We start from the raw sequence: 19,158 nt of genomic DNA, 5'->3' as shown, positions 1-19,158 counted from the left end.
GCTGTCCCACGGGGAAGGATGGTCGGCAATGTCGCTGCTGGAGTGCGTTGAGCAGGAAACCGGCGCTGCGCCGGAATGGACCGTGCTGTGGCTGCATGGCCTGGGCGCGGACGGCAACGACTTCGCTCCGATCGTGCCAGAGCTGGTGCGCAGGCACTGGCCGGCATTGCGTTTCGTCTTCCCGCACGCACCCGAGCGCCCGGTGACGATCAACGGCGGCATGCGCATGCGTGCCTGGTACGACATCGTCGGCATGGACTTCGCCACGCGCGCCGAGGCCGCCGGCATCGAAGAATCGGTGGCGCAGGTCGAAGCGCTGGTCGCACGCGAGGGCGAGCGCGGTATTCCGCCGTCGCGCGTGCTGCTGGCCGGCTTCTCGCAGGGTGGGGCGATCACCCTGGCCGCGGGCCTGCGCCGGCACGAGCCGCTCGCCGGACTGGTGGCGCTGTCGACCTACCTGCCGGGCGGCGTGGCGATGGCTGCGCAGCGCCACGCCAATGCGGTCGCGCAGCCGGTGTTCTTCGCCCATGGCGACAGCGACCCGGTGATTCCCGTGCAGTACGGCCAGGCCAGCGCGCAGATGCTGGAGCGGGTCGGCTTCGACGTGCAGTGGCACCGCTATCCGATGGCGCACCAGGTCTGTGCGCAGGAGATCGCCGACCTGGGCGACTGGCTGGACCGGCGGCTGGTGGCCTGACCGATGCGCGATCCGCGCCGCGAAGCGCCCTGGCTGCCGGACCTGTGCCGCCTGCGGCGGCTGGCGGCGATGCTCGGCCTGGCCGAACTGGTCGTCGTCGTGCTGGTGCTGGCGCCGGACGATGCGCGGACCTGGACCCTCGCCCGCTTCCTGTCGGCCAGCGGCCTGGCGCTGTGGCTGTCGCTGGCGATGGCGGTGCTGCTGTGCAAGCTGCGTGCGCCGATCTCGCGCTTGCCGCAACGGGTCGGCGCGCTGGCCGCGGTGGCGCTTGCGGCGACGGTGGCGTTCGCCGGCGCCGGCGTGATCCACGCGCTGTACAGCACGCTGGGCGCCGAGCCGCTGGGCGTGGGCTTCTGGCGCTTCACCACCGGCAGCGCCGCGGTCGCCTCGTTGATCGTCGCCCTGGCCCTGCGCCACTTCTACGTCAGCGACCGCTGGGCCGCGCAGGTCGAGGCCAATGCGCGCGCCGAGGCCGATGCATTGCAGGCGAGGATCCGCCCGCATTTCCTGTTCAACAGCATGAACCTGATCGCCGGCCTGCTGCGCCGCGATCCGGTGGTCGCCGAGCGCGCGGTGCTGGACCTGTCGGACCTGTTCCGCGCTGCGCTGGGGGCCGGCGAGGGCGATTCGACCCTGGCTGCCGAGTGCGAGCTCGCCACGCAGTACCTGTCGATCGAGCAGCTGCGCCTGGGCGACCGCCTGCGCGTGGAATGGGACAAGGGCGAACCGCTGCCCTGGGACCTGGTCCTGCCGCGCCTGACCCTGCAACCGCTGGTCGAGAATGCGGTGCTGCACGGCATCTCGCGCCTGCCGGAAGGCGGCGTGGTCTCGATCGCGCTGCGGGTGGAGGGCCAGGCGTTGCACCTGAGCGTGCGCAACCCGGCGCCATCGCCCCAGGATCCGTCGTCCGGCGCGCTGGCCTCGCTGCACGTGGGCGCCGGCCACGCCCAGCGCAGCATCGCCCACCGCCTGGCCTGGCGCTTCGGGCCGCAGGCGCGGGTGACGTCCGGCTGGAGCGACGGCTACTATGCCTGCGAGATCACGCTGCCCCTGAACGCATGAGCCTGATGCTGGCATGAGTCTGAAGCTGGTAATCGCCGACGACGAACCGATGGCGCGCGAGCGCCTGCGGATGCTGCTCGCCGACGAATCGGGCGTGGAGGTGGTGGCCGAGGCCGGCGATGGCCAGCAGGTGCTCGATGCGTGCGCCGAGCACCGGCCGCACGTGGTGCTGCTGGATATCGCGATGCCCGGCATCGACGGGCTGGAGACCGCGCGGCAGCTCGCCGCGCACCGCCCGCCGACGGCGGTGGTGTTCTGCACCGCCTACGACGCGCATGCGCTGTCGGCATTCGAGGCCTCGGCGATCGATTACCTGGTCAAGCCGGTGCGGCCGGAGCGGCTGGCCGCTGCGCTGGAGCGCGTGCGCACCTTCCTTGCCGGGCGCCCGTCCGCCGACGACGCGCGCCGCACCCACCTGTGCGCGCGCCTGCGCGGCAGCCTGCGCCTGGTGCCGATCGACGAGGTGCGCTACCTGCAGGCCGAGGAGAAGTACGTGGTCGTGCACCACGCGCGCGGCGAGGACCTGATCGAGGAATCGTTGAAGTCGCTCGAGGACGAGTTCGCCGACCGCTTCGTCCGCATCCACCGCAACTGCCTGGTTGCCCGCCAGGAACTGGTCGAACTGCGCCGCGGCACCGATGGCCACGTGCATGCGGTCCTGCGCAGCGGCGGCATGCCGCTGGAAGTCAGCCGCCGCTGCGTGCCGTTCCTGCGGCAGACCTTGCGGCACCTGTAGGAAGCGGGCTTCCCCGCGACCGGGCGGCATCGGCACCGGCGGGCCTCCGTATTCCCGACGCCCGAGCGCGGCCACGTCCGCTTTCGCGGAAAACCCGGCGTTTCCGCGATCCGGCCCCGATCCCCGATAATGCGCGCATGGATACCCCCCTGCGCATCGCCACCCGCAAGAGCCCGCTCGCCCTGTGGCAGAGCGAACACGTCGCCGCCCGCCTGCGTGCCGCCCACCCGGGCCTGGAGGTCGTGCTGGTGCCGATGAGCACCCGTGGCGACGAGCAGCTGGACCGTTCGCTGGCGGCGATCGGTGGCAAGGGCCTGTTCCTGAAAGAACTCGAACTGGCCATGCAGCGCGACGAAGCGGACTGCGCGGTGCATTCGCTCAAGGACGTGCCGATGGAACTGGAGCCGGGCTTCGAGCTGCCGGCCGTGCTCGAGCGCGCCGATCCGGCGGACGCCTTCGTCAGCAATACCTTCGACGGCATCGAGGCATTGCCGCAGGGCGCGGTGGTCGGCACCTCCTCGCTGCGACGCCAGGCGCAACTGCGCGCACGCAGGCCGGACCTGCTCCTGCGCGACCTGCGCGGCAACGTCAACACGCGCCTGGCCAAGCTGGACGCGGGCGAATACGACGCCATCGTCCTGGCCTGCGCCGGCCTGCAGCGCCTGGGACTGGATGCGCGCATCCGTGCCCGGCTCGCGCCGCCGGACTGGTTGCCGGCCCCGGCGCAGGCGGTGGTGGCGGTGGAGACGCGCGATGGCGACGCACGTGTCGCTTCGCTGGTGGCGGCGCTCGAACACGGACCCACGCGGATCCGCATCGAAGCGGAGCGGGCGCTCAATCGCGCCCTGCACGGAAGCTGCCATGTGCCGGTGGCCGCTTACGCTGAACTCGACGGCGATCGCCTGCAGCTGCGCGCCTGGGTCGGATCGGCCGCCGACGGCAGCGGCGTGCAGGCGCAGGCCGAAGGCGTCGCCGCGCAACCGCAGGCCCTGGGCAAGGCCGTCGCCGCTGACCTGCTGGCGCAGGGCGCGGGGCGTTTCCTCGGCTGATTGCGGGGGGGATCCGGACTCTGCAGGAGCGGGTGACCGCGACAGGGGCGTCGGGAATGCGGGCCCCAGCACGTGCCCCATCGGCTTCGGTGTCGCGGTAGCACGCTCCTGCCGGGGGCAGTCCCCGTTGCAGCAGGATGCGGACCGTTGCGCTTCCGACGCCGCCGCGCTCATCGCACCTGCAGGCGTTCGATCACCGCACCGGCCAGCACTGACAGCGCGACCAGCGGCCACAGCACGCGGGCCCAGCCGGGCTGCAGGTAGAGCAGGGCGGCGGCCAGCAACGGCAGGATCGCCAGCAGGCCCAGCACCAGCCAGCGGCCGCGGTGCCGTGTCCATGCGCGCAGGCCTCCCTGCGCCATCCAGCTGGCCACCACCATCGCGACGGCCACCAGCACCAGCAACAGCAGTGAAGGCACCGGACCGGCGGCCATGATCGGCCCCGGCCAGCGCAGTGCGATCAGTGCGAACAGCAGCGTCGCCCCGCTCAGCAGGGACAGCGCCAGGCGGGTCGGCAGCAGCAGCCCGGCCTGGCCGCCCTCCAGCATCGACAGGCCGGCGACCGTGGCCAGCGCGCCGATGCAGGCGAGCAGGGCGCACAGCGCGAGGAACGCCGGGTCCGGTTGCGGTTGCAGATGCAGCCCGGCCAGCGCGACGCCGCTGGCAGCGACCAGCGCCAGCGCGGTGACCGTCCTGATCCACCAGCGCCCCGGCGCCGTCGGGCGCGGCCAGAGCAGGCCGAAGCCGGCGGCGGCCAGCAGCACGCCCAGGCCCAGGCCCCAGACCTGCAGGTCGACCAGCTTGCGCAGGGTGCCGCTGGCGCCGAGCAGCAGCGCGCTGCTCAGGGCCACCCAGAGCACCAGCCCGCAGCCGGCATCGCACAGCGCGCCCAGCCAGGGGCGCAGGCGCGCCTGCAGTGTCGTCGTCGCCCGTGCCCCCGGATCATGGGGCGCGCGCTCGTGAAGGCTGGATTCCATGGTTTCTCCCCGGATCGGTGGCCTGGCCACCTGATGTGCAGTACTTCCCCGCCTGGCCGATTCTGCCATCGCGGCGCGCCGCGGTCCGGGGCGCCGGTCGGCAGTTCGGCAACGCCGGTCGCCCGGCCGCCGGAGTCGCGCCAGACGCGCCATAATCGGCGCCATGGACCGCTACGAACGCATCAACGCGCTGCATCGCATCCTCAAGGCCGCGCGCTATCCGGTCACGGTGCCGCGGCTGCAGGAAGAACTGGGCTGCTCGCGCGCCACCGTCTATCGCGACCTGGCGTTCCTGCGCGATGCGCTGATGGCGCCGATCGAAGGCGACGGCGAAGCGGGTTTCCGTTACGTCGCCGCGGAGAGCGACCGCTTCGAACTGCCCGGCCTGTGGCTCAGTTCCGAAGAGCTCTACGCGTTGCTCGCCTCGCAGCAGTTGCTGCGCCGCACCGGTGGCGGCGTGCTGTCGACCGTGCTGGCACCGTTGCAGCAGCGGATCGAGGGCCTGCTCGCCGCGCAGGCGGGCGCCAGCCAGTGGCCGGTGGAGCGCGTGCGCGTGATCCCGCACCGCGGCCGCCGCCTGGACGAGAACAGCTTCCGGGCCGTCGCCTCGGCGGTGCTGGAGCGGCGCCGGATCGCCTTCGAATACCGCGCCCGCTCCACCGACGAGACCACCCGCCGCAAGGTCTCGCCACAGCGGATCACCCATTACCGCGACAACTGGTACCTCGATGCCTGGGACCACGAACGCGACGCACTGCGCAGCTTCGCCGTGGACCGCGTGGTCCAGGCGCGCCTGCTCGACGACGTCGCCCAGGACGTGGACAACGAGGTGCTGGACCAGCACCTGGCGTCCAGCTACGGCATCTTCTCCGGCGAGCCCAAGGGCTGGGCGACGATCGTGTTCAGTCCCAAGGTCGCGCGCTGGGTCGCCGACGAACACTGGCATTCCAAGCAGCAGGGCCGCTTCCTGGCCGATGGCCGCTACGAACTGAAGATTCCCTACAGCGTGTCGCGCGAGCTGCTGATGGATGTGCTCCATTACGGCGGCGACGCGGAGATCATCGAGCCACCGATGCTGCGCGAGCAGGCCAAGTCGCTGCTTTCACTGGCGCTGTCGCAGTACGACCGCTAGCGGCCGCGGCAGGCGCTGCAGGCAACGGCCAGGCCTATCCGCATCGGCTCCGGACGGGGCGATGCCCGGGCCCTTCGAAGCCGTCCCGCTTCCGCGACGCCGTGTTTCGTAGCGCGGGACTTGCCCCGCTGCTCTCTTCCGGCGCGCCCAAGGGGTAGCGGGGTAAACCCCGCGCTACGAGAGCAGGCGCAGGCGGACAGCGGTGCCGGGGTATCGGCGCGGAGCACCGGTCCAATGACGACGGTCGCAGCCCCTGAGATGCCCCCGGCGCAGGCTGCGGATCCCAACCCGAGGAACCGCCGCCATGCCGACCTGGTCGCCCACGCACGCCGTCTTCGCCCTGTATCTGTCCGCGACCCGCCCGGACCCGGTCCTGGACCGGTTGCTGCGGCACTGGCTGGTCGCTGGCCTGCTGGCCGTGATCCTGTTTCCCGCACTGCGCGGGTCCAGCGCATGGCTGGGCTGGTGGCCGATGTGGCTGGTCGCGATGCCGGCGGGGGCCTGGTGGGCCCTGCACCGGTTCCGACTGCCGCAGGGGCTGCGGACCGCGGGCTCGGCATCGCGGCGTCGCGGGCGCCGGCAGGCGCGGCGCAGGATCGTCGCGGGTGCGGCCTCGCGCCGCCCTGCGTCGCCGCCGGACCACGCGCTGGTGGGCTGATCGGGCTTGGCGGCACCCGCTGGCGGGGTGCGGGTGCGGGCGCCCGTCCTGACCATCGGCAGGGGGCGGGCCGCGGGTGCTGTGCTAGCGTCCCGGGTCTGTATTTCCAGACCCGGAGCCGCTTGATGTCCCGTTTTACCCAGGCTTGCCTCTTCGCAAGCCTCATCGCCGCCGGTGCGGCCCATGCCCAGGAGCCTGCCGTGGCCACCGACCCCCACCAGTGGCTAGAGGATGTCACCGGCGACAAGCAGCTGGCCTGGGTCCGCGCCCAGAACGCGAAGACCGATGCCGCACTGGCAACGACGCCCGGGTTCAAGCAGATGGAGGCGGGCATCCGCGAAGTGCTCGATTCGGACGCCAAGATCCCCGGCGTGCAGAAGATCGGCCGGTGGTACTACAACTTCTGGAAGGACAAGAACCACGAGCGAGGCATCTGGCGCCGGACCACGCTGGAGGAATACCGCAAGCCGAACCCGGCGTGGGAAACCATCATCGACCTGGACGCCCTGAACAAGGCCGAAGGCGAGAACTGGGTCTGGCACGGCGCCGACTGCCTGCGTCCTGCCTATGAGCGTTGCCTGGTCGCGCTGTCGCGCGGTGGCGCCGACGCCGACGTGACCCGCGAGTTCGACGTGTCGAAGAAGGCCTGGGTCGAAAACGGCTTCTTCCGCCCGGAGGCCAAGGGCGGGCTGGGCTGGATCGACCAGGACAACGTCTACGTCTACACCGATTTCGGCGCCGGCACGATGACCGAGTCGGGCTACCCGCGCGTGGTCAAGCGCTGGAAGCGCGGCACCCCGCTGGCGTCGGCGCAGGTCGTGTACGAAGGCAAGGCCGACGACATGTACATCGCCGCCGGCCACGACGACACGCCGGGTTACCAGCGCGACTTCGTCACCCGTACGCTGGCGTTCTACAACGACGAGCTGTACCTGCTCGGCAAGGGCGGCGAACTGGTCAAGGTCGACGTACCCAATTCGGCGCAGAAGTCGGTGCAGCGGCAGTGGCTGGGACTGGAACTGCGCGAGCCCTGGACCGTCGGCGGCAAGACCTACAAGGCCGGCTCGTTCATCGTCGCCGACTTCGACGGATTCATCGCCGGCAAGCGCGAGTTCGACGTGCTGTTCGAGCCCAGCGAGCGCACCTCGCTGGCCAGCGCGACGATCACCCGCAACCACGTCGTGCTCAACGTGCTCGACGACGTCAAGAACCGCGTCAGCGTGCTGACCCACGGCGAGGACGGCTGGACGTCGCAGCCGCTCAGGATCGGCGCCGACGAGATCGGCACCACCAGCGTGGGCGCTGTGGACGCCGACGAGAGCGACCTGCTGTGGGTGACCACCACCGGGTACCTCACCCCGACCACGCTGCTGCTCGCCGACGCATCGGCGCCGGCCACGCCGCCGCAGGCACTGAAGGCCATGCCGGCCTTCTTCGATGCCAGCCGCGACGTGGTGGAGCAGCATTTCGCCACCTCGAAGGACGGTACGCAGGTGCCGTACTTCCTGGTCCGTCCAAAGGACCTCGAACTGGACGGCACCAACCCGACCCTGCTTTACGGCTACGGCGGTTTCGAGATTTCGATGACGCCGGGCTACTCGGGCGGCCTCGGTCGCGCGTGGCTGGACAAGGGCGGCGTGTACGTGGTGGCCAACATCCGCGGTGGCGGCGAGTACGGCCCGCGCTGGCACCAGGCGGCGCTCAAGGCCAACCGGCACAAGGCCTACGAGGACTTCGCCGCGGTGGCCCAGGACCTGGTCAAGCGCCGGATCACCTCGCCTGCGCACCTGGGCGTGCAGGGCGGCAGCAATGGCGGCCTGCTCACCGGCAACATGCTGACCCAGTACCCGGAGCTGTTCGGCGCGGTCGTGGTGCAGGTGCCCCTGCTGGACATGAAGCGCTACAACAAGCTGCTTGCCGGCGCGTCGTGGATGGCCGAGTACGGCAATCCGGACACCGCCGACTGGGAGTTCATCAAGACCTTCTCGCCGTACCACCTGTTCGATGCCGGCAAGCAGTATCCGCCGGTGATCTTCCTCACCTCCACCCGCGATGACCGCGTCCACCCCGGCCACGCGCGCAAGATGGCGGCGAAGATGATCGAGGCCGGCAAGGACGTGACCTACTACGAGAACATCGAAGGTGGCCACGGCGGCGCGGCCAACAACGCCCAGGCCGCGCACATGTCGGCACTGGCGTACAGCTTCCTGTGGGAACGGCTGTCGGGCGGCGCCGCGCCAGCCGCGGCCAAGGACAGCAGGAAGTGATGTTCCCGCCCCCGGCTCCGGCCGGGGGCGCTGTTTCAGCCTTGCGCTCTCCATGTGCCGGCGCCGGGAGGGTCCCGCAGCGGACCGCCTGGCCGGGCACGGCTTGGATTCCACCTTGCCGAACCCCATCGATGAGACCTGTCCTCCCGTTCCTCCTCGCAGCCCTGATGACCATGCCCAACGCGCCCGCTTCCGCCCCGACCCCGCCCGATGCGGCGCGCAAGCCGCATACGGTCAAGGCACCGTTCGGCGCCACGCGCGAGGACGATTACTTCTGGCTGCGCGACGACGACCGCAAGGACCCGGCCGTGCTGGCCTACCTGGAAGCGGAGAACGCGTACACCGACACGGTGATGGCGCCGCTCAAGCCGTTGCAGGAAAAGCTCTACGGCGAGATCGTCGGCCGCATCAAGCAGGACGACAGCTCGGTGCCGTACCGCGAGCGCGGCTGGTGGTACTACTCGCGCTTCGAGACCGGCAAGGACTATCCGGTGCACGCGCGCCGCCGTGACGGTGCCGGCATCGACGCGCTGTCGATCCAGGCGGCCAACGCGCGCGGCGACTTCGCCGGCGAGCAGGTACTGCTGGACGTCAACGCGCTGGCCGCGGACAAGGGCTATTTCAGCGTCGGCGACTACGCGGTCAGCCAGGACAACCGGATCCTGGCCTGGGCGGACGACGACATCGGCCGCCGCCAGTACACGATCCGCTTCCGCGACCTGGAGACCGGCCAGGCGTTCGCCGAGACCATCGAAGGCGTATCGCCCAACATCGTCTGGGCCGACGACAACCGCACGCTGTTCTACGTCGAGAACGATCCGGAGACGCTGCTGACCGTGCGGGTGAAGAAGCACGTGCTCGGCACGCCGGTGGCGCAGGACGCCCTGGTCTACGAGGAAGACGACGACAGCTTCTACATGGGCATCGGCCGCAGTCGCGACGACCGGTTCATCACCATCGGCGTGGAAAGCACGGTGTCGTCGGAGTTGCGCTATGCGCCGGCCGCCGATCCGCGCGCGTTCACCGTGCTGGCCCCGCGCCAGCGCGACGTCGAGTACGACGCCGACCACCTCGACGGGCGCTGGGTGATCCGGACCAATGCGCCGGGCGCCGACGGCAAGGCGGCGACCAACTTCAAGCTGGTCACCGCACCCAGCGATGCGACCTCGCGCGCGCAGTGGACCGACTGGCTTGCCCACGACCCGGCCGTGTTCCTCGAGGACGTGGAGCTGTTCGATGGCTTCACCGCGGTGGCCGAGCGCTCCGGCGGCCTGGAGCGCCTGCGCCTGCTCAAACCCGATGGCAGCCAGCAGTACGTGGATGCCGACGAGCCGGCCTATTCGATGGGCCTGTCGGTCAATGCCGAACCGGAGTCGCCGTGGCTGCGCTACAGCTACACCTCGCTGGCCACGCCGGCGACGACCTATGAGCTCAACGTGGCCACGGGCGAGCGGCGGCTGCTCAAGCAGCAGCCGGTCCCCGGCTACGACCCGGCGCAGTACGTGACCGAACGCGTGTGGATCACCGCGCGCGACGGGGTGAAGGTGCCGGTGTCGCTGGTCTACAGGAAGGGCTTCGTCAAGGATGGCACCGCGCCGCTGTTCCAGTACGCGTACGGCAGCTACGGCATCTCGATGGATCCGGGTTTCAACGGGCCGGTGGTGAGCCTGCTCGACCGCGGCGTGGTCTATGCGATCGCGCACATCCGCGGCGGCCAGGAAATGGGCCGGCAGTGGTACGAGGACGGCAAGCTGCTCAACAAGCAGAACACGTTCAATGATTTCATCGACGTGACCCGTGGCCTGGTGCAGCAGGGTTACGCCGCACCGGGCCGGGTGGCCGCCTCGGGCGGCAGCGCTGGAGGGCTGCTGATGGGGGCGGTCGCCAACCAGTCGCCGCAGGATTACCGGGTGATGGTGGCGCAGGTGCCGTTCGTGGACGTGGTCACCACCATGCTCGACGCCAGCATCCCGCTGACCACCAACGAGTACGACGAATGGGGCAACCCGGAGCAGAAGCCGTTCTACGACTACATGCTCACCTATTCGCCCTACGACAACGTCAAGGCGCAGGACTATCCGGCGCTGTTCGTCGGCACCGGCCTGTGGGATTCGCAGGTGCAGTACTGGGAGCCGGCCAAGTGGGTGGCCAGGCTGCGCGACGTCAACACCGGTTCGCTGCCGGTGGTGTTCCGCACCAACATGGAAGCCGGGCATGGCGGCAAGTCCGGCCGCTTCCAGCGCTTCCGCGAGCAGGCCGAGTACTACGCCTTCGTGCTCGGGCAGCTGGGCGTGGCCGATAAGCCCTGACGCAGGTACCTATGATGGGCGCCCATGGGTGATCGCGACCGCAAGCGGTTCCGCTGGGCCTGGTGGCTGCTGGCCTACCTGAGCCTGGGCGTGGGCATCGTCGGCATCTTCGTGCCGGGGCTGCCGACCACCGTATTCGTGCTCATTGCGGCATGGGCCGCCACGCGCGGTTCCGAACGGCTGGAGCAGCGGTTGCTGGCGCATGCGCATTTCGGTCCGATGATCCGGGCCTGGCGCCAGCATCGCGCGGTGCCGCGCCGGGCGAAGTGGGCGGCGACCTGGACCATGCTGCTCTGCGCGGCGATGCTGCTGCTGGTGATGGTCGCGGTCCCGTCGCATCGCGCCTGGATGGTGGTCCTGCCGATCGGCTGCATGGCGGTGGTCGGCACCTGGCTGTGGCTGCGTCCCGAGCCGCCGCCGGACGCGACCGACCCGCCGTCATAGGCGGGGCGATTGGCCTCGCGCAGGATCGCGACCGCCAGGGCCCGGTCCGCGCCCAGGGTCCACACACGGCGCGTTGCCGGAGCCTCGCTATACTCCGGACGCATGAACGCCAAGCTGCTTGTCCTCGCCGTCGCCACTGCATTGCTGCTCGCCGCGTGCGGCAACAAGGGTCCGCTGGTATTGCCGCAGAAGCCGGTACCGGTGGAGGAAACTGCGCCCACCGAACCGGCTGCGCCCGCACCTGCGCCTGCCGATGCGCTACCCGCGCCACCGCCGGCAGGTGATCCGGCGACGGACCCTGCCGACGACCCGGCCGATCCTGCGTCAAAGTCGGACGACGGGGATGGCTGAGCGCGTGCGCTTCAGCAAGATGCACGGCGCTGGCAATGATTTCGTCGTCCTCGACCTGCGCAACGGCATGGCGCCGCCGGACGCCGCGCTCGCGGCCCGGCTGGCGGACCGCCACATGGGCGTGGGCTGCGACCAGATCCTGACCGTGGAACCGCCGCGCAGTCCCGGCGCGGTGGCGGCCTATGGCATCTGGAACGCCGACGGCACTCCCTCCGGGCAGTGCGGCAACGGCGCGCGCTGCATCGCCGCCTGGCTGGTGCGCGACGGCACCGCATCCGGCACGCGCTTCACCGTGGACAGCCCCGTGGGCACGCACGACGTCGAGAACCTCGGCCAGGATCGCTACGCCATCGCCATGGGCGTGCCGCGCTTCGCGCCGGCCGACGTGCCCCTGGCCGGTTTCGATGGCGGGCAGCCGGAATACGTGCTCGAACTCGATGGCGCGCGCGTGGCCTTCGGTGCGGTGTCGATGGGCAATCCGCATGCGGTCATCGAAGTCGACGACGTAGCCACCGCGGCCGTGGCCGGCATCGGCGCCGCGCTGCAGCGCTCGCCGGCATTCCCGCAGTCGTGCAACGTGGGTTTCGCCCAGGTGCTGGCGCCGGACCACGTCCGCCTGCGGGTCTACGAGCGCGGTGTCGGCGAGACCCTGGCCTGCGGCAGCGGTGCGTGCGCGGCCGTGGCCTCGCTGGTGCGCCGCGGGCGCCTGGCGCGCGAAGCGACGGTCTCGTTGCCCGGCGGCGACCTGCGCATACGCTGGCCGGCCGACGACGCGCAGGTCATCATGGCCGGACCGGCGGCATTCGTATTCGAAGGGGAATGGCAGGCATGAGCGACCAGGTTCAGGACAAGCACGGCCAGGACAAGCTGGGCGCGCACGAGGTCGCGGCCTGGCTGCGCCGGCATCCGGGCTTCCTCAAGCAGTTCCCCGACCTGGCGCTGAGCCTGGTGGTACCGCGTGACGACGGCCGCACCGCCTCGCTGGCCAGTTACCAGCTGGAAGTGCTGCGCGACAAGAACCGCGAACTGTCGCGGCGCCTGGCCGAGCTGTCGTCCAATGCCCAGGTCAACGAACGGCTGGCGGTGCGTACCCACCAGCTGACCCTGTCGCTGATGCGACAGGAAAACTACGCCGACACATTGCGGGCGATGGCCGCTTCGCTGGCCGAGGACTTCAGCGGCGACCTGGTGCGGATCGTCTCGTTCCGACCCGTCGCCGGCATGGAAGACGCCGAATGGCTGCAGGTGCGCGGCGAGGGCGAGCCGGAGCTTGCCCCGTTCCGCGACGCGCTCCGTGACGGCGAGCCGCTATGTGGCCGACTCCAGGCCGAGAAGAACGCGGTGCTGTACGGCGTGCGCGAGGAGGAAGTGCAGTCCAGTGCACTTCTGCCGCTGACCGGCGTGGGCCTGGTCGCGGTCGGCAGCCACGATGGCAACCGCTTCTATCCGGGCATGGGCACGCTGTTCCTGCGGATGATGGGCGAATCGCTGGTGGTCGCGCTGCAGCGCTTCGGCGACTGAGGGTTCCCGACACCCGCTTCCCGTAGAGCCGGGCCTGCCCGGCTGCCGCGTTCGCGGCATGGCCGAAGGCCCGTTCGGAAGCGGTGCCTACCCCGGCCGATAGCGCGCGCCCATTGATCGCGGGCTGGTTGCACGCGCGCCACGGCGGCCATCGCCGCCGATGCGGTTTGCGCGCATCATGTGCACATGCATGACGGATCCGTCTGCCGATGAGCGGCATCGAGAACTTCCTCGACCACCTGCGGGTGGAGCGGGCGATGTCCGTGCACACGCTCGATGCCTACCGGCGCGACCTGGAGGCGCTGCAGGCCTGGTCGCAGGCACAGGGCATCGATGCCCCCGCACGACTGGACAGCACGCACCTGCGCGAATTCGTCGCCGCCGAGCACCGGCGCGGACTGTCGCCCAAGAGCCTGCAGCGACGGCTGTCGGCGTGCCGCAGCTACTTCGCCTGGCTGTTGCGCAACGGCGCGATCCCGGCCAGTCCGGCCGCCGGCCTGCGCGCACCGAAGGCCCCGCGCCGCCTGCCGCAGGTGCTGGACGTGGACGAAGCGGTGCGCCTGGTCGAAGTGCCGACCGACGTGCCGCTGGGCCTGAGAGACCGGGCGCTGCTGGAACTGTTCTATTCCTCGGGCCTGCGCCTGAGCGAACTGTGCGGGTTGCGCTGGCGCGACCTGCAGGCCGATTCGGGACTGGTCACCGTGCTTGGCAAGGGCGGCAAGCAGCGCAGCGTGCCGGTGGGCTCGCACGCGCGACGCGCGCTCGATGCATGGCGTGCCGAAACAGGCGCGGGCAGCGACGCATTCGTCTTCCCTGGCCGCGGCGGCGGTCCGATCAGCCAGCGCGCGGTGCAGATCCGGATCCGCCAGCTGGCCGCGCGCCAGGGGCTGTTCAAGAACGTGCACCCGCACATGCTGCGGCACAGTTTCGCCAGCCACGTGCTCGAATCCTCCGGCGACCTGCGCGGCGTGCAGGAGCTGCTGGGCCATGCCGACATCGCCACCACGCAGATCTACACCCACCTGGACTTCCAGCACCTGGCCAAGGTCTACGACGCGGCGCATCCGCGCGCCAAGCGTCGCGGCGGCGGCGGCCAGTAGCCATCGCAATGTGATGTCCGGATCCGGCGAGCGGATGCGCCGGCCTTTCCGCAGGATCGCCCGGAACATCCTCCGGGAACCACCCCATGTCGCCGTTCCGCCTGCTCGGTATCGACCCCCGACCCTTCCAGTCCCTGTTCGCGCTGGACGACCGCGAACTGGCCGGCCATGGCGCGATGCGCGTCTTCGCCGATGCCGACAGCGGCTACCCGTGCCGCGTCAGCCTGGAAGACGCGCGGGTGGGCGAGGAGCTGCTGTTGTTGCCGTACGTCCACCAGCCGGAGGCCACGCCCTACCGCGCGTCCGGGCCGATCTTCGTCCGTCGCGGCGCATGCCGCCCAACCCTGGCCGCGGGCCTGGTGCCCGCCTATGTATCGACCCGGCTGATCTCGCTGCGGGCGTACGATGCGGCGCACATGATGGTCGACGCGGAGGTCCGCGAAGGTGGCGAAGTCTCGGCCTGGCTGGACACCGCGTTCCAGCACGAACGGGTGGCCTACGTGCAGCTGCACAACGCCCGGCGCGGCTGCTTCTCCTGCACCGCGGTACGTGCCTGAACGCGGATGCACGCGACGAGGCTTGATCGTGGCCCGGGCGTCCCCACCTTCGTTGGACAGCTCCCGGAGGCCGCATGGACCCCAGCCAGAACCCCAACGTATTCCACGCCACCACCATCATTTCCGTGCGCCGCGACGGCAAGGTCGCCGTCGCCGGTGATGGCCAGGTCACCCTCGGCCACACGGTGATGAAGGGCAACGCGCGCAAGGTGCGTCGCCTCGGCCGCGACGGCCAGGTGCTGGCCGGTTTCGCCGGCGCCGCCGCCGATGCCTTCACCCTGTTCGAACTGTTCGAAGCCAAGCTCGAGAAGCACGGCCAGCTGCAGCGCGCCGCGGTCGAGCTGGCCAAGGACTGGCGCACCGACCGGCGCTACGGGAAGCTCGAAGCGCTGCTGGCGGTGGCCGACCAGGACACCTCGCTGATCATCAGCGGCACCGGCGACGTGATCGAGCCCGAAGACGGGATCATCGCGATCGGCTCGGGCGGCTCCTACGCGTTGTCGGCCGCGCGCGCGCTGATGGCGCACACCGCGCTGGATGCGAAATCCATCGCCGTGGAAGCGCTGAACATCGCCGGCGACATCTGCATCTACACCAACCGCAATGTCGTGGTCGAAGAACTCTGACCGCGGCCGGCGCATCGGCGCTGTCGCCCACGCGCAACGCGGACGCCGTTCCCTCGACCCGCAACACCCCCGCCGCATCGCGCGAAGCCCCGATTCCCGGGGCATGCCGATGACGGGCATTCACCTCGCTGCACTTTCCACCTATTCGTGAGAAGTCCATGTCGCACAAGATCGATGCCACCTCCGCCACCATGACCCCGCGCGAGATCGTGCAGGAGCTGGACCGGCACATCGTCGGCCAGCACCCGGCCAAGCGCGCCGTGGCCATCGCCCTGCGCAACCGCTGGCGGCGCATGCAGCTGGAGCCCGAGCTGCGCAACGAGGTCATGCCCAAGAACATCCTCATGATCGGCCCCACCGGCGTGGGCAAGACCGAGATCGCGCGCCGCCTGGCGACGCTGGCCAACGCGCCGTTCGTCAAGGTCGAGGCCACCCGCTTCACCGAGGTCGGCTATGTCGGCAAGGACGTGGAGCAGATCGTGCGCGACCTGGCCGACACCGCGGTGAAGATGTACCGCGAGCAGGCCAAGGTGAAGGTGCGGCTGCAGGCCGAGGAGCGGGCCGAGGAGCGCATCCTCGATGCGCTGCTGCCGCGCCGCGCCGCGGCCATGGGCTTCGATCCGGCCGCGCGCGCGGAGGTGCAGGTGTCCGGCCCCGAGGATTCGACCCGGGCCAAGTTCCGCAGGATGCTGCGCGCAGGCGAGCTGGACGAGCGCGAGATCGAACTGGAACTGGCCGCCAATGCCGGCGTAGACATCATGACCCCGCCGGGCATGGAGGAGATGGGCCAGCAGCTGCGGCAGATGTTCGCCAACCTGGGCGGCGACAAGACCCAGAAGCGCACCATCGCGATCAAGGCCGCGCGCCCGCTGCTCGTCGAGGAGGAAGCGGGCCGGCTGGTCAACGAGGACGAGATCCGCGCCCAGGCGATCGAGGCCTGCGAGCAGCACGGCATCGTCTTCATCGACGAGATCGACAAGGTCGCCAAGCGCAGCGGCAACGGCATGACCGGCGGCGACGTCAGCCGCGAGGGCGTGCAGCGCGACCTGCTGCCGCTGGTCGAAGGCTCCAGCGTCTCCACCCGCTACGGCACGGTGAAGACCGACCACATCCTGTTCATCGCCTCCGGCGCGTTCCACCTGGCGAAACCGAGCGACCTGATCCCGGAGCTGCAGGGCCGCTTCCCGATCCGGGTCGAACTGTCGGCGCTGAGCAAGGACGACTTCGTGCGCATCCTGACCGAGCCGAAGGCCGCCCTGACCCGGCAGTACGTGGAACTGCTGGCGACCGAGGGCGTGACGCTGGCCTTCGCGCCCGAAGCCGTCGACCGCCTCGCCGAGATCGCCGCGCAGGTCAACGAACGCCAGGAGAACATCGGCGCCCGCCGCCTGCACACCGTGCTCGAACGCCTGCTCGACACGCTCAGCTACGAGGCCCCCGACCGCGACGGCCAGTCGGTCACGGTCGACCGCGCCTACGTCGATGCGCACCTGGGCGAACTGGTGCAGGATCCGGACCTGAGCCGCTACATCCTCTGAGTCGCGTCGCGCGGCGGCCGTTCAGACGGCGCCGGCCGCGGCGGCCACCTCGTGCAACCATGCCTGCAGCCGCACCTGCAGCGCGTCATCCCAGCGGCCTGTCTCCGCCTCCCAGCGGCTGGCCGCCCCGGCGACGAACAATCCAGGGCCCACCACGCGCAGGCCGATGACGCCGAGGACATGGCGCAGGTGGGCCTGTGCCAGCCGCGTTCCCCACGGGCCGACGGTGGCGCCGGCCACGGCCACCGGCTTGCCCGCGAGCCGGTCCGCATCGGCGCCGCGCGACAGCCAGTCCAGCGCGTTCTTGAGCGTGCCGGGAATCGACTGGTTGTATTCCGGCGTGGCGACCAGCAGGACATCGGCGGCATGCACGGCGGCGACGAAGGTGGCGACCGGGCCGCGCGCGAACGCTTCCGCTTCGATGTCTTCGCTGAAGTGCGGCAATGCCGCCAGGTCGGGTGCCCGCGCCACCTCGGCGCCGGCCGGCGCCGCGGCGGCCGCCGCGTGCAGCAGCCGGGTGTTCCAGGAGTCGCGGCGTGTGCTGCCGGAAAGTGCGAGTAGCTTCATGGTCATGGATTCCAGGTGCGGATCAGCAGGTGTGCGGCCATGGCGGCCATCGCCACCGCCATGGCGCGGTTGAACAGGCGCGACCGGCGCGGCGTGGCGAGCAAGCGGGTCATCAGCCGGCCGCCGCCGAGCCAGATCGCCGAACACAGGAGACTGGCCGCGGCGAAGATCGCGACCGTGGCGGCGGCGGACGGGCCGCCGCTGGTGGCACGAAGCGCGGCCAGCGATGCGAGGAACGCCCAGGCCTTCGGGTTGGCCAGCTGGAACGCGGCCATCGCCCAGAAGCCGGCCGGGGACGCGCGCAGCGGTGCGTCGCCGGCCGGCGCGCCCCACAGCGCCATGGCCATGACCAGCAGCATCGTCGCGCCGGCGCTTCCCAGCCAGGGCATGGCCGCCTGCGGCAGCGGACCGGCGCCCAGCACGACCAGCGCGATCGCAAGCATCGCGCTGCCACCGGCGGCGATGCCCAGGCTGGCAGGAAGTCCGGCGCGGAATCCGCGGGTCGCTCCGCGATGCAGCAGCACCAGGTTGTTCGGCCCTGGCGTGATCGCGGAAACGAAGATCAGGAGGGCCAGTGCGGTCATGGGGTGAGACCCGGTAACGGAGGACAGCCAGTGTCGCGGCGGACACGGTCGTGCGCCGGCATCGCCATGGTCTAATCTGGAGACCATGGACAGGCTCCCGCTCCAGGCCCTAGCCGCATTCCACGAGGTGGTCCGCCACGGTGGCGTGCGTGCCGCCGCGCGCCACCTGGGCATCGCCCATTCGGCGGTCAGCCGCCGGCTTGGCGAACTCGAACGTGCGGCGGGGGCGCCACTGCTGCAGCCGCGCCGGCATCCGGGCGATGCCATCGCCCTGACCCGCCGCGGGCAGGAGATCGCTGACGCCGCGCAGGCCGCATTCGCGCGCCTGCAGTCGGTGCTGCACGGGGACCGGCGGCCGGCGCATGCGCGCGAACTGGTGGTCTCCACCACCGAATCCTTCGCCACCCGCTGGTTGCTGCCGCGCCTGCCGGCGTTCCGCCTGGCGCATCCGCGGACGCGGATATCGGTCTCGGTACGCTCGGACCTGGTCGACCTGTCGCGCGACCAGGTCGATGTCGCGTTGCGCATGGGCGCCGGCCCATGGCCGAATGCGCGGCCGTGGATGGACGATGCGCTGGTGCCGGTCGCCAGTCCGGGCCTGCTGCGGCGGCGCACGCCATGGCCGCTGAAGAGCTTGCTGGAGTTGCCCCTGTTGCACGACCACGATCCGAACGCGGCGTGGTCGCGCTGGCGCGACGGCCCCGGCCCGGCGGCGCTGGACGTGTCACAGGGGCAGTCGTTCCCCTCCTCGCACCTGGTGATCGAGGCGGCGGCGCAAGGCCTGGGCGTGGCCCTGGCGCGCCGGCGCCTGGCCCGGCGCGAACTGGACAGCGGCGTGCTGGTGCAGCCGTTCGGCCCCTACGAGATCCCGCTGCCGCAGGCGTACTGGATCGTGTTGCCAGGCAACGGCCCGGTCCCGGCCGCGGTGGACCGTTTCGTCCACTGGCTGCAGGCGCGCGCCGACGACTGACGGCGTCGTGCGT

At 70.8% G+C, this 19,158-nt stretch carries 20 protein-coding genes; 17 read left to right on the top strand and 3 right to left on the bottom strand.

Annotation, left to right across the window (positions count from 1 at the left end):
• Positions 1–28: 28 nt before the first annotated feature.
• The 4 genes from CSC65_RS00205 (at position 29) to hemC (ending at position 3,544) form a co-directional block, all read left to right on the top strand.
• The gene (locus tag CSC65_RS00205) at positions 29–697 is read left to right on the top strand and encodes an alpha/beta hydrolase (protein WP_162407956.1); all 669 of its coding nucleotides are present in this window, start codon (positions 29–31) and stop codon (positions 695–697) included.
• A 3-nt stretch (positions 698–700) separates the two neighbouring features.
• The gene (locus CSC65_RS00200; protein WP_162407955.1) at positions 701–1,759 is read left to right on the top strand and encodes a sensor histidine kinase; all 1,059 of its coding nucleotides are present in this window, start codon (positions 701–703) and stop codon (positions 1,757–1,759) included.
• Positions 1,760–1,772: 13 nt separating this feature from the next.
• Positions 1,773–2,495, top strand: coding sequence for a LytR/AlgR family response regulator transcription factor (locus tag CSC65_RS00195; RefSeq protein WP_202922797.1), 723 nt, complete (start codon positions 1,773–1,775; stop codon positions 2,493–2,495).
• 137 nt (positions 2,496–2,632) lie between these two features.
• Positions 2,633–3,544 (top strand): hydroxymethylbilane synthase, encoded by a 912-nt coding sequence (hemC, locus tag CSC65_RS00190; protein WP_162407954.1) that lies wholly within the window; start codon positions 2,633–2,635, stop codon positions 3,542–3,544.
• Between the two features lie 170 nt (positions 3,545–3,714).
• Here the strand turns inward: hemC and CSC65_RS00185 are convergent, their stop codons facing one another.
• The gene (locus CSC65_RS00185) at positions 3,715–4,521 is read right to left on the bottom strand and encodes a hypothetical protein (RefSeq protein WP_162407953.1); all 807 of its coding nucleotides are present in this window, start codon (positions 4,519–4,521) and stop codon (positions 3,715–3,717) included.
• A gap of 163 nt (positions 4,522–4,684) precedes the next feature.
• Here CSC65_RS00185 and CSC65_RS00180 point away from each other — a divergent pair, with 163 nt between their 5' ends.
• The 12 genes from CSC65_RS00180 to hslU all read left to right on the top strand — a co-directional run bounded on the left by CSC65_RS00180 (position 4,685) and on the right by hslU (position 17,024).
• The gene (locus CSC65_RS00180) at positions 4,685–5,653 is read left to right on the top strand and encodes a helix-turn-helix transcriptional regulator (protein ID WP_162407952.1); all 969 of its coding nucleotides are present in this window, start codon (positions 4,685–4,687) and stop codon (positions 5,651–5,653) included.
• Between the two features lie 304 nt (positions 5,654–5,957).
• A complete protein-coding gene (locus CSC65_RS00175) occupies positions 5,958–6,311 on the top strand; it encodes a hypothetical protein (protein WP_162407951.1) in 354 nt (117 codons plus the stop codon).
• Between the two features lie 125 nt (positions 6,312–6,436).
• Positions 6,437–8,578, top strand: coding sequence for a prolyl oligopeptidase family serine peptidase (locus tag CSC65_RS00170; protein ID WP_162407950.1), 2,142 nt, complete (start codon positions 6,437–6,439; stop codon positions 8,576–8,578).
• 131 nt (positions 8,579–8,709) lie between these two features.
• The gene (locus CSC65_RS00165) at positions 8,710–10,887 is read left to right on the top strand and encodes a S9 family peptidase (protein WP_162407949.1); all 2,178 of its coding nucleotides are present in this window, start codon (positions 8,710–8,712) and stop codon (positions 10,885–10,887) included.
• Between the two features lie 24 nt (positions 10,888–10,911).
• On the top strand, positions 10,912–11,331 hold the full coding sequence (locus tag CSC65_RS00160; RefSeq protein ID WP_162407948.1) for a YbaN family protein: 420 nt from the start codon (positions 10,912–10,914) through the stop codon (positions 11,329–11,331).
• Positions 11,332–11,433: 102 nt separating this feature from the next.
• Entirely contained in the window at positions 11,434–11,682 is a 249-nt protein-coding gene (gene lptM, locus CSC65_RS00155; RefSeq protein ID WP_162407947.1) for an LPS translocon maturation chaperone LptM, read from the top strand.
• The gene (gene dapF / locus CSC65_RS00150) at positions 11,675–12,514 is read left to right on the top strand and encodes a diaminopimelate epimerase (RefSeq protein ID WP_162407946.1); all 840 of its coding nucleotides are present in this window, start codon (positions 11,675–11,677) and stop codon (positions 12,512–12,514) included. Before lptM ends, dapF begins: the two co-directional genes overlap by 8 nt.
• Positions 12,511–13,203, top strand: a complete 693-nt coding sequence (locus tag CSC65_RS00145) for a DUF484 family protein (RefSeq protein ID WP_162407945.1) — start codon at positions 12,511–12,513, stop codon at positions 13,201–13,203. Before dapF ends, CSC65_RS00145 begins: the two co-directional genes overlap by 4 nt.
• Before the next feature lie 209 nt (positions 13,204–13,412).
• A complete protein-coding gene (gene xerC / locus CSC65_RS00140) occupies positions 13,413–14,303 on the top strand; it encodes a tyrosine recombinase XerC (protein ID WP_162407944.1) in 891 nt (296 codons plus the stop codon).
• Between the two features lie 86 nt (positions 14,304–14,389).
• Positions 14,390–14,860 carry a DUF1203 domain-containing protein gene (locus tag CSC65_RS00135; protein WP_162407943.1) on the top strand — a complete coding sequence of 157 codons (471 nt, stop codon included), beginning with the start codon at positions 14,390–14,392 and terminating at the stop codon, positions 14,858–14,860.
• A 74-nt stretch (positions 14,861–14,934) separates the two neighbouring features.
• Positions 14,935–15,486, top strand: a complete 552-nt coding sequence (hslV, locus tag CSC65_RS00130; RefSeq protein ID WP_162407942.1) for an ATP-dependent protease subunit HslV — start codon at positions 14,935–14,937, stop codon at positions 15,484–15,486.
• Between the two features lie 158 nt (positions 15,487–15,644).
• Positions 15,645–17,024 carry an ATP-dependent protease ATPase subunit HslU gene (hslU, locus tag CSC65_RS00125; RefSeq protein ID WP_484573188.1) on the top strand — a complete coding sequence of 460 codons (1,380 nt, stop codon included), beginning with the start codon at positions 15,645–15,647 and terminating at the stop codon, positions 17,022–17,024.
• Between the two features lie 21 nt (positions 17,025–17,045).
• Here the strand turns inward: hslU and CSC65_RS00120 are convergent, their stop codons facing one another.
• A complete protein-coding gene (locus CSC65_RS00120) occupies positions 17,046–17,591 on the bottom strand; it encodes an NADPH-dependent FMN reductase (protein ID WP_238390213.1) in 546 nt (181 codons plus the stop codon).
• Positions 17,592–17,593: 2 nt separating this feature from the next.
• Positions 17,594–18,175 (bottom strand): LysE family translocator, encoded by a 582-nt coding sequence (locus CSC65_RS00115; protein ID WP_162407940.1) that lies wholly within the window; start codon positions 18,173–18,175, stop codon positions 17,594–17,596.
• A gap of 85 nt (positions 18,176–18,260) precedes the next feature.
• On the opposite strand from CSC65_RS00115, the gene CSC65_RS00110 reads away from it, so the two are divergent.
• Entirely contained in the window at positions 18,261–19,145 is an 885-nt protein-coding gene (locus tag CSC65_RS00110) for a LysR substrate-binding domain-containing protein (RefSeq protein ID WP_162407939.1), read from the top strand.
• The last annotated feature ends 13 nt before the right edge of the window (positions 19,146–19,158 follow it).

Source organism: Pseudoxanthomonas daejeonensis, from assembly GCF_010093205.1.
Taxonomy (GTDB): domain Bacteria; phylum Pseudomonadota; class Gammaproteobacteria; order Xanthomonadales; family Xanthomonadaceae; genus Pseudoxanthomonas; species Pseudoxanthomonas daejeonensis.
The sequence above is the reverse complement of the archived record's forward strand: the minus strand, read 5'-3'. Positions and strand labels throughout refer to the sequence as shown.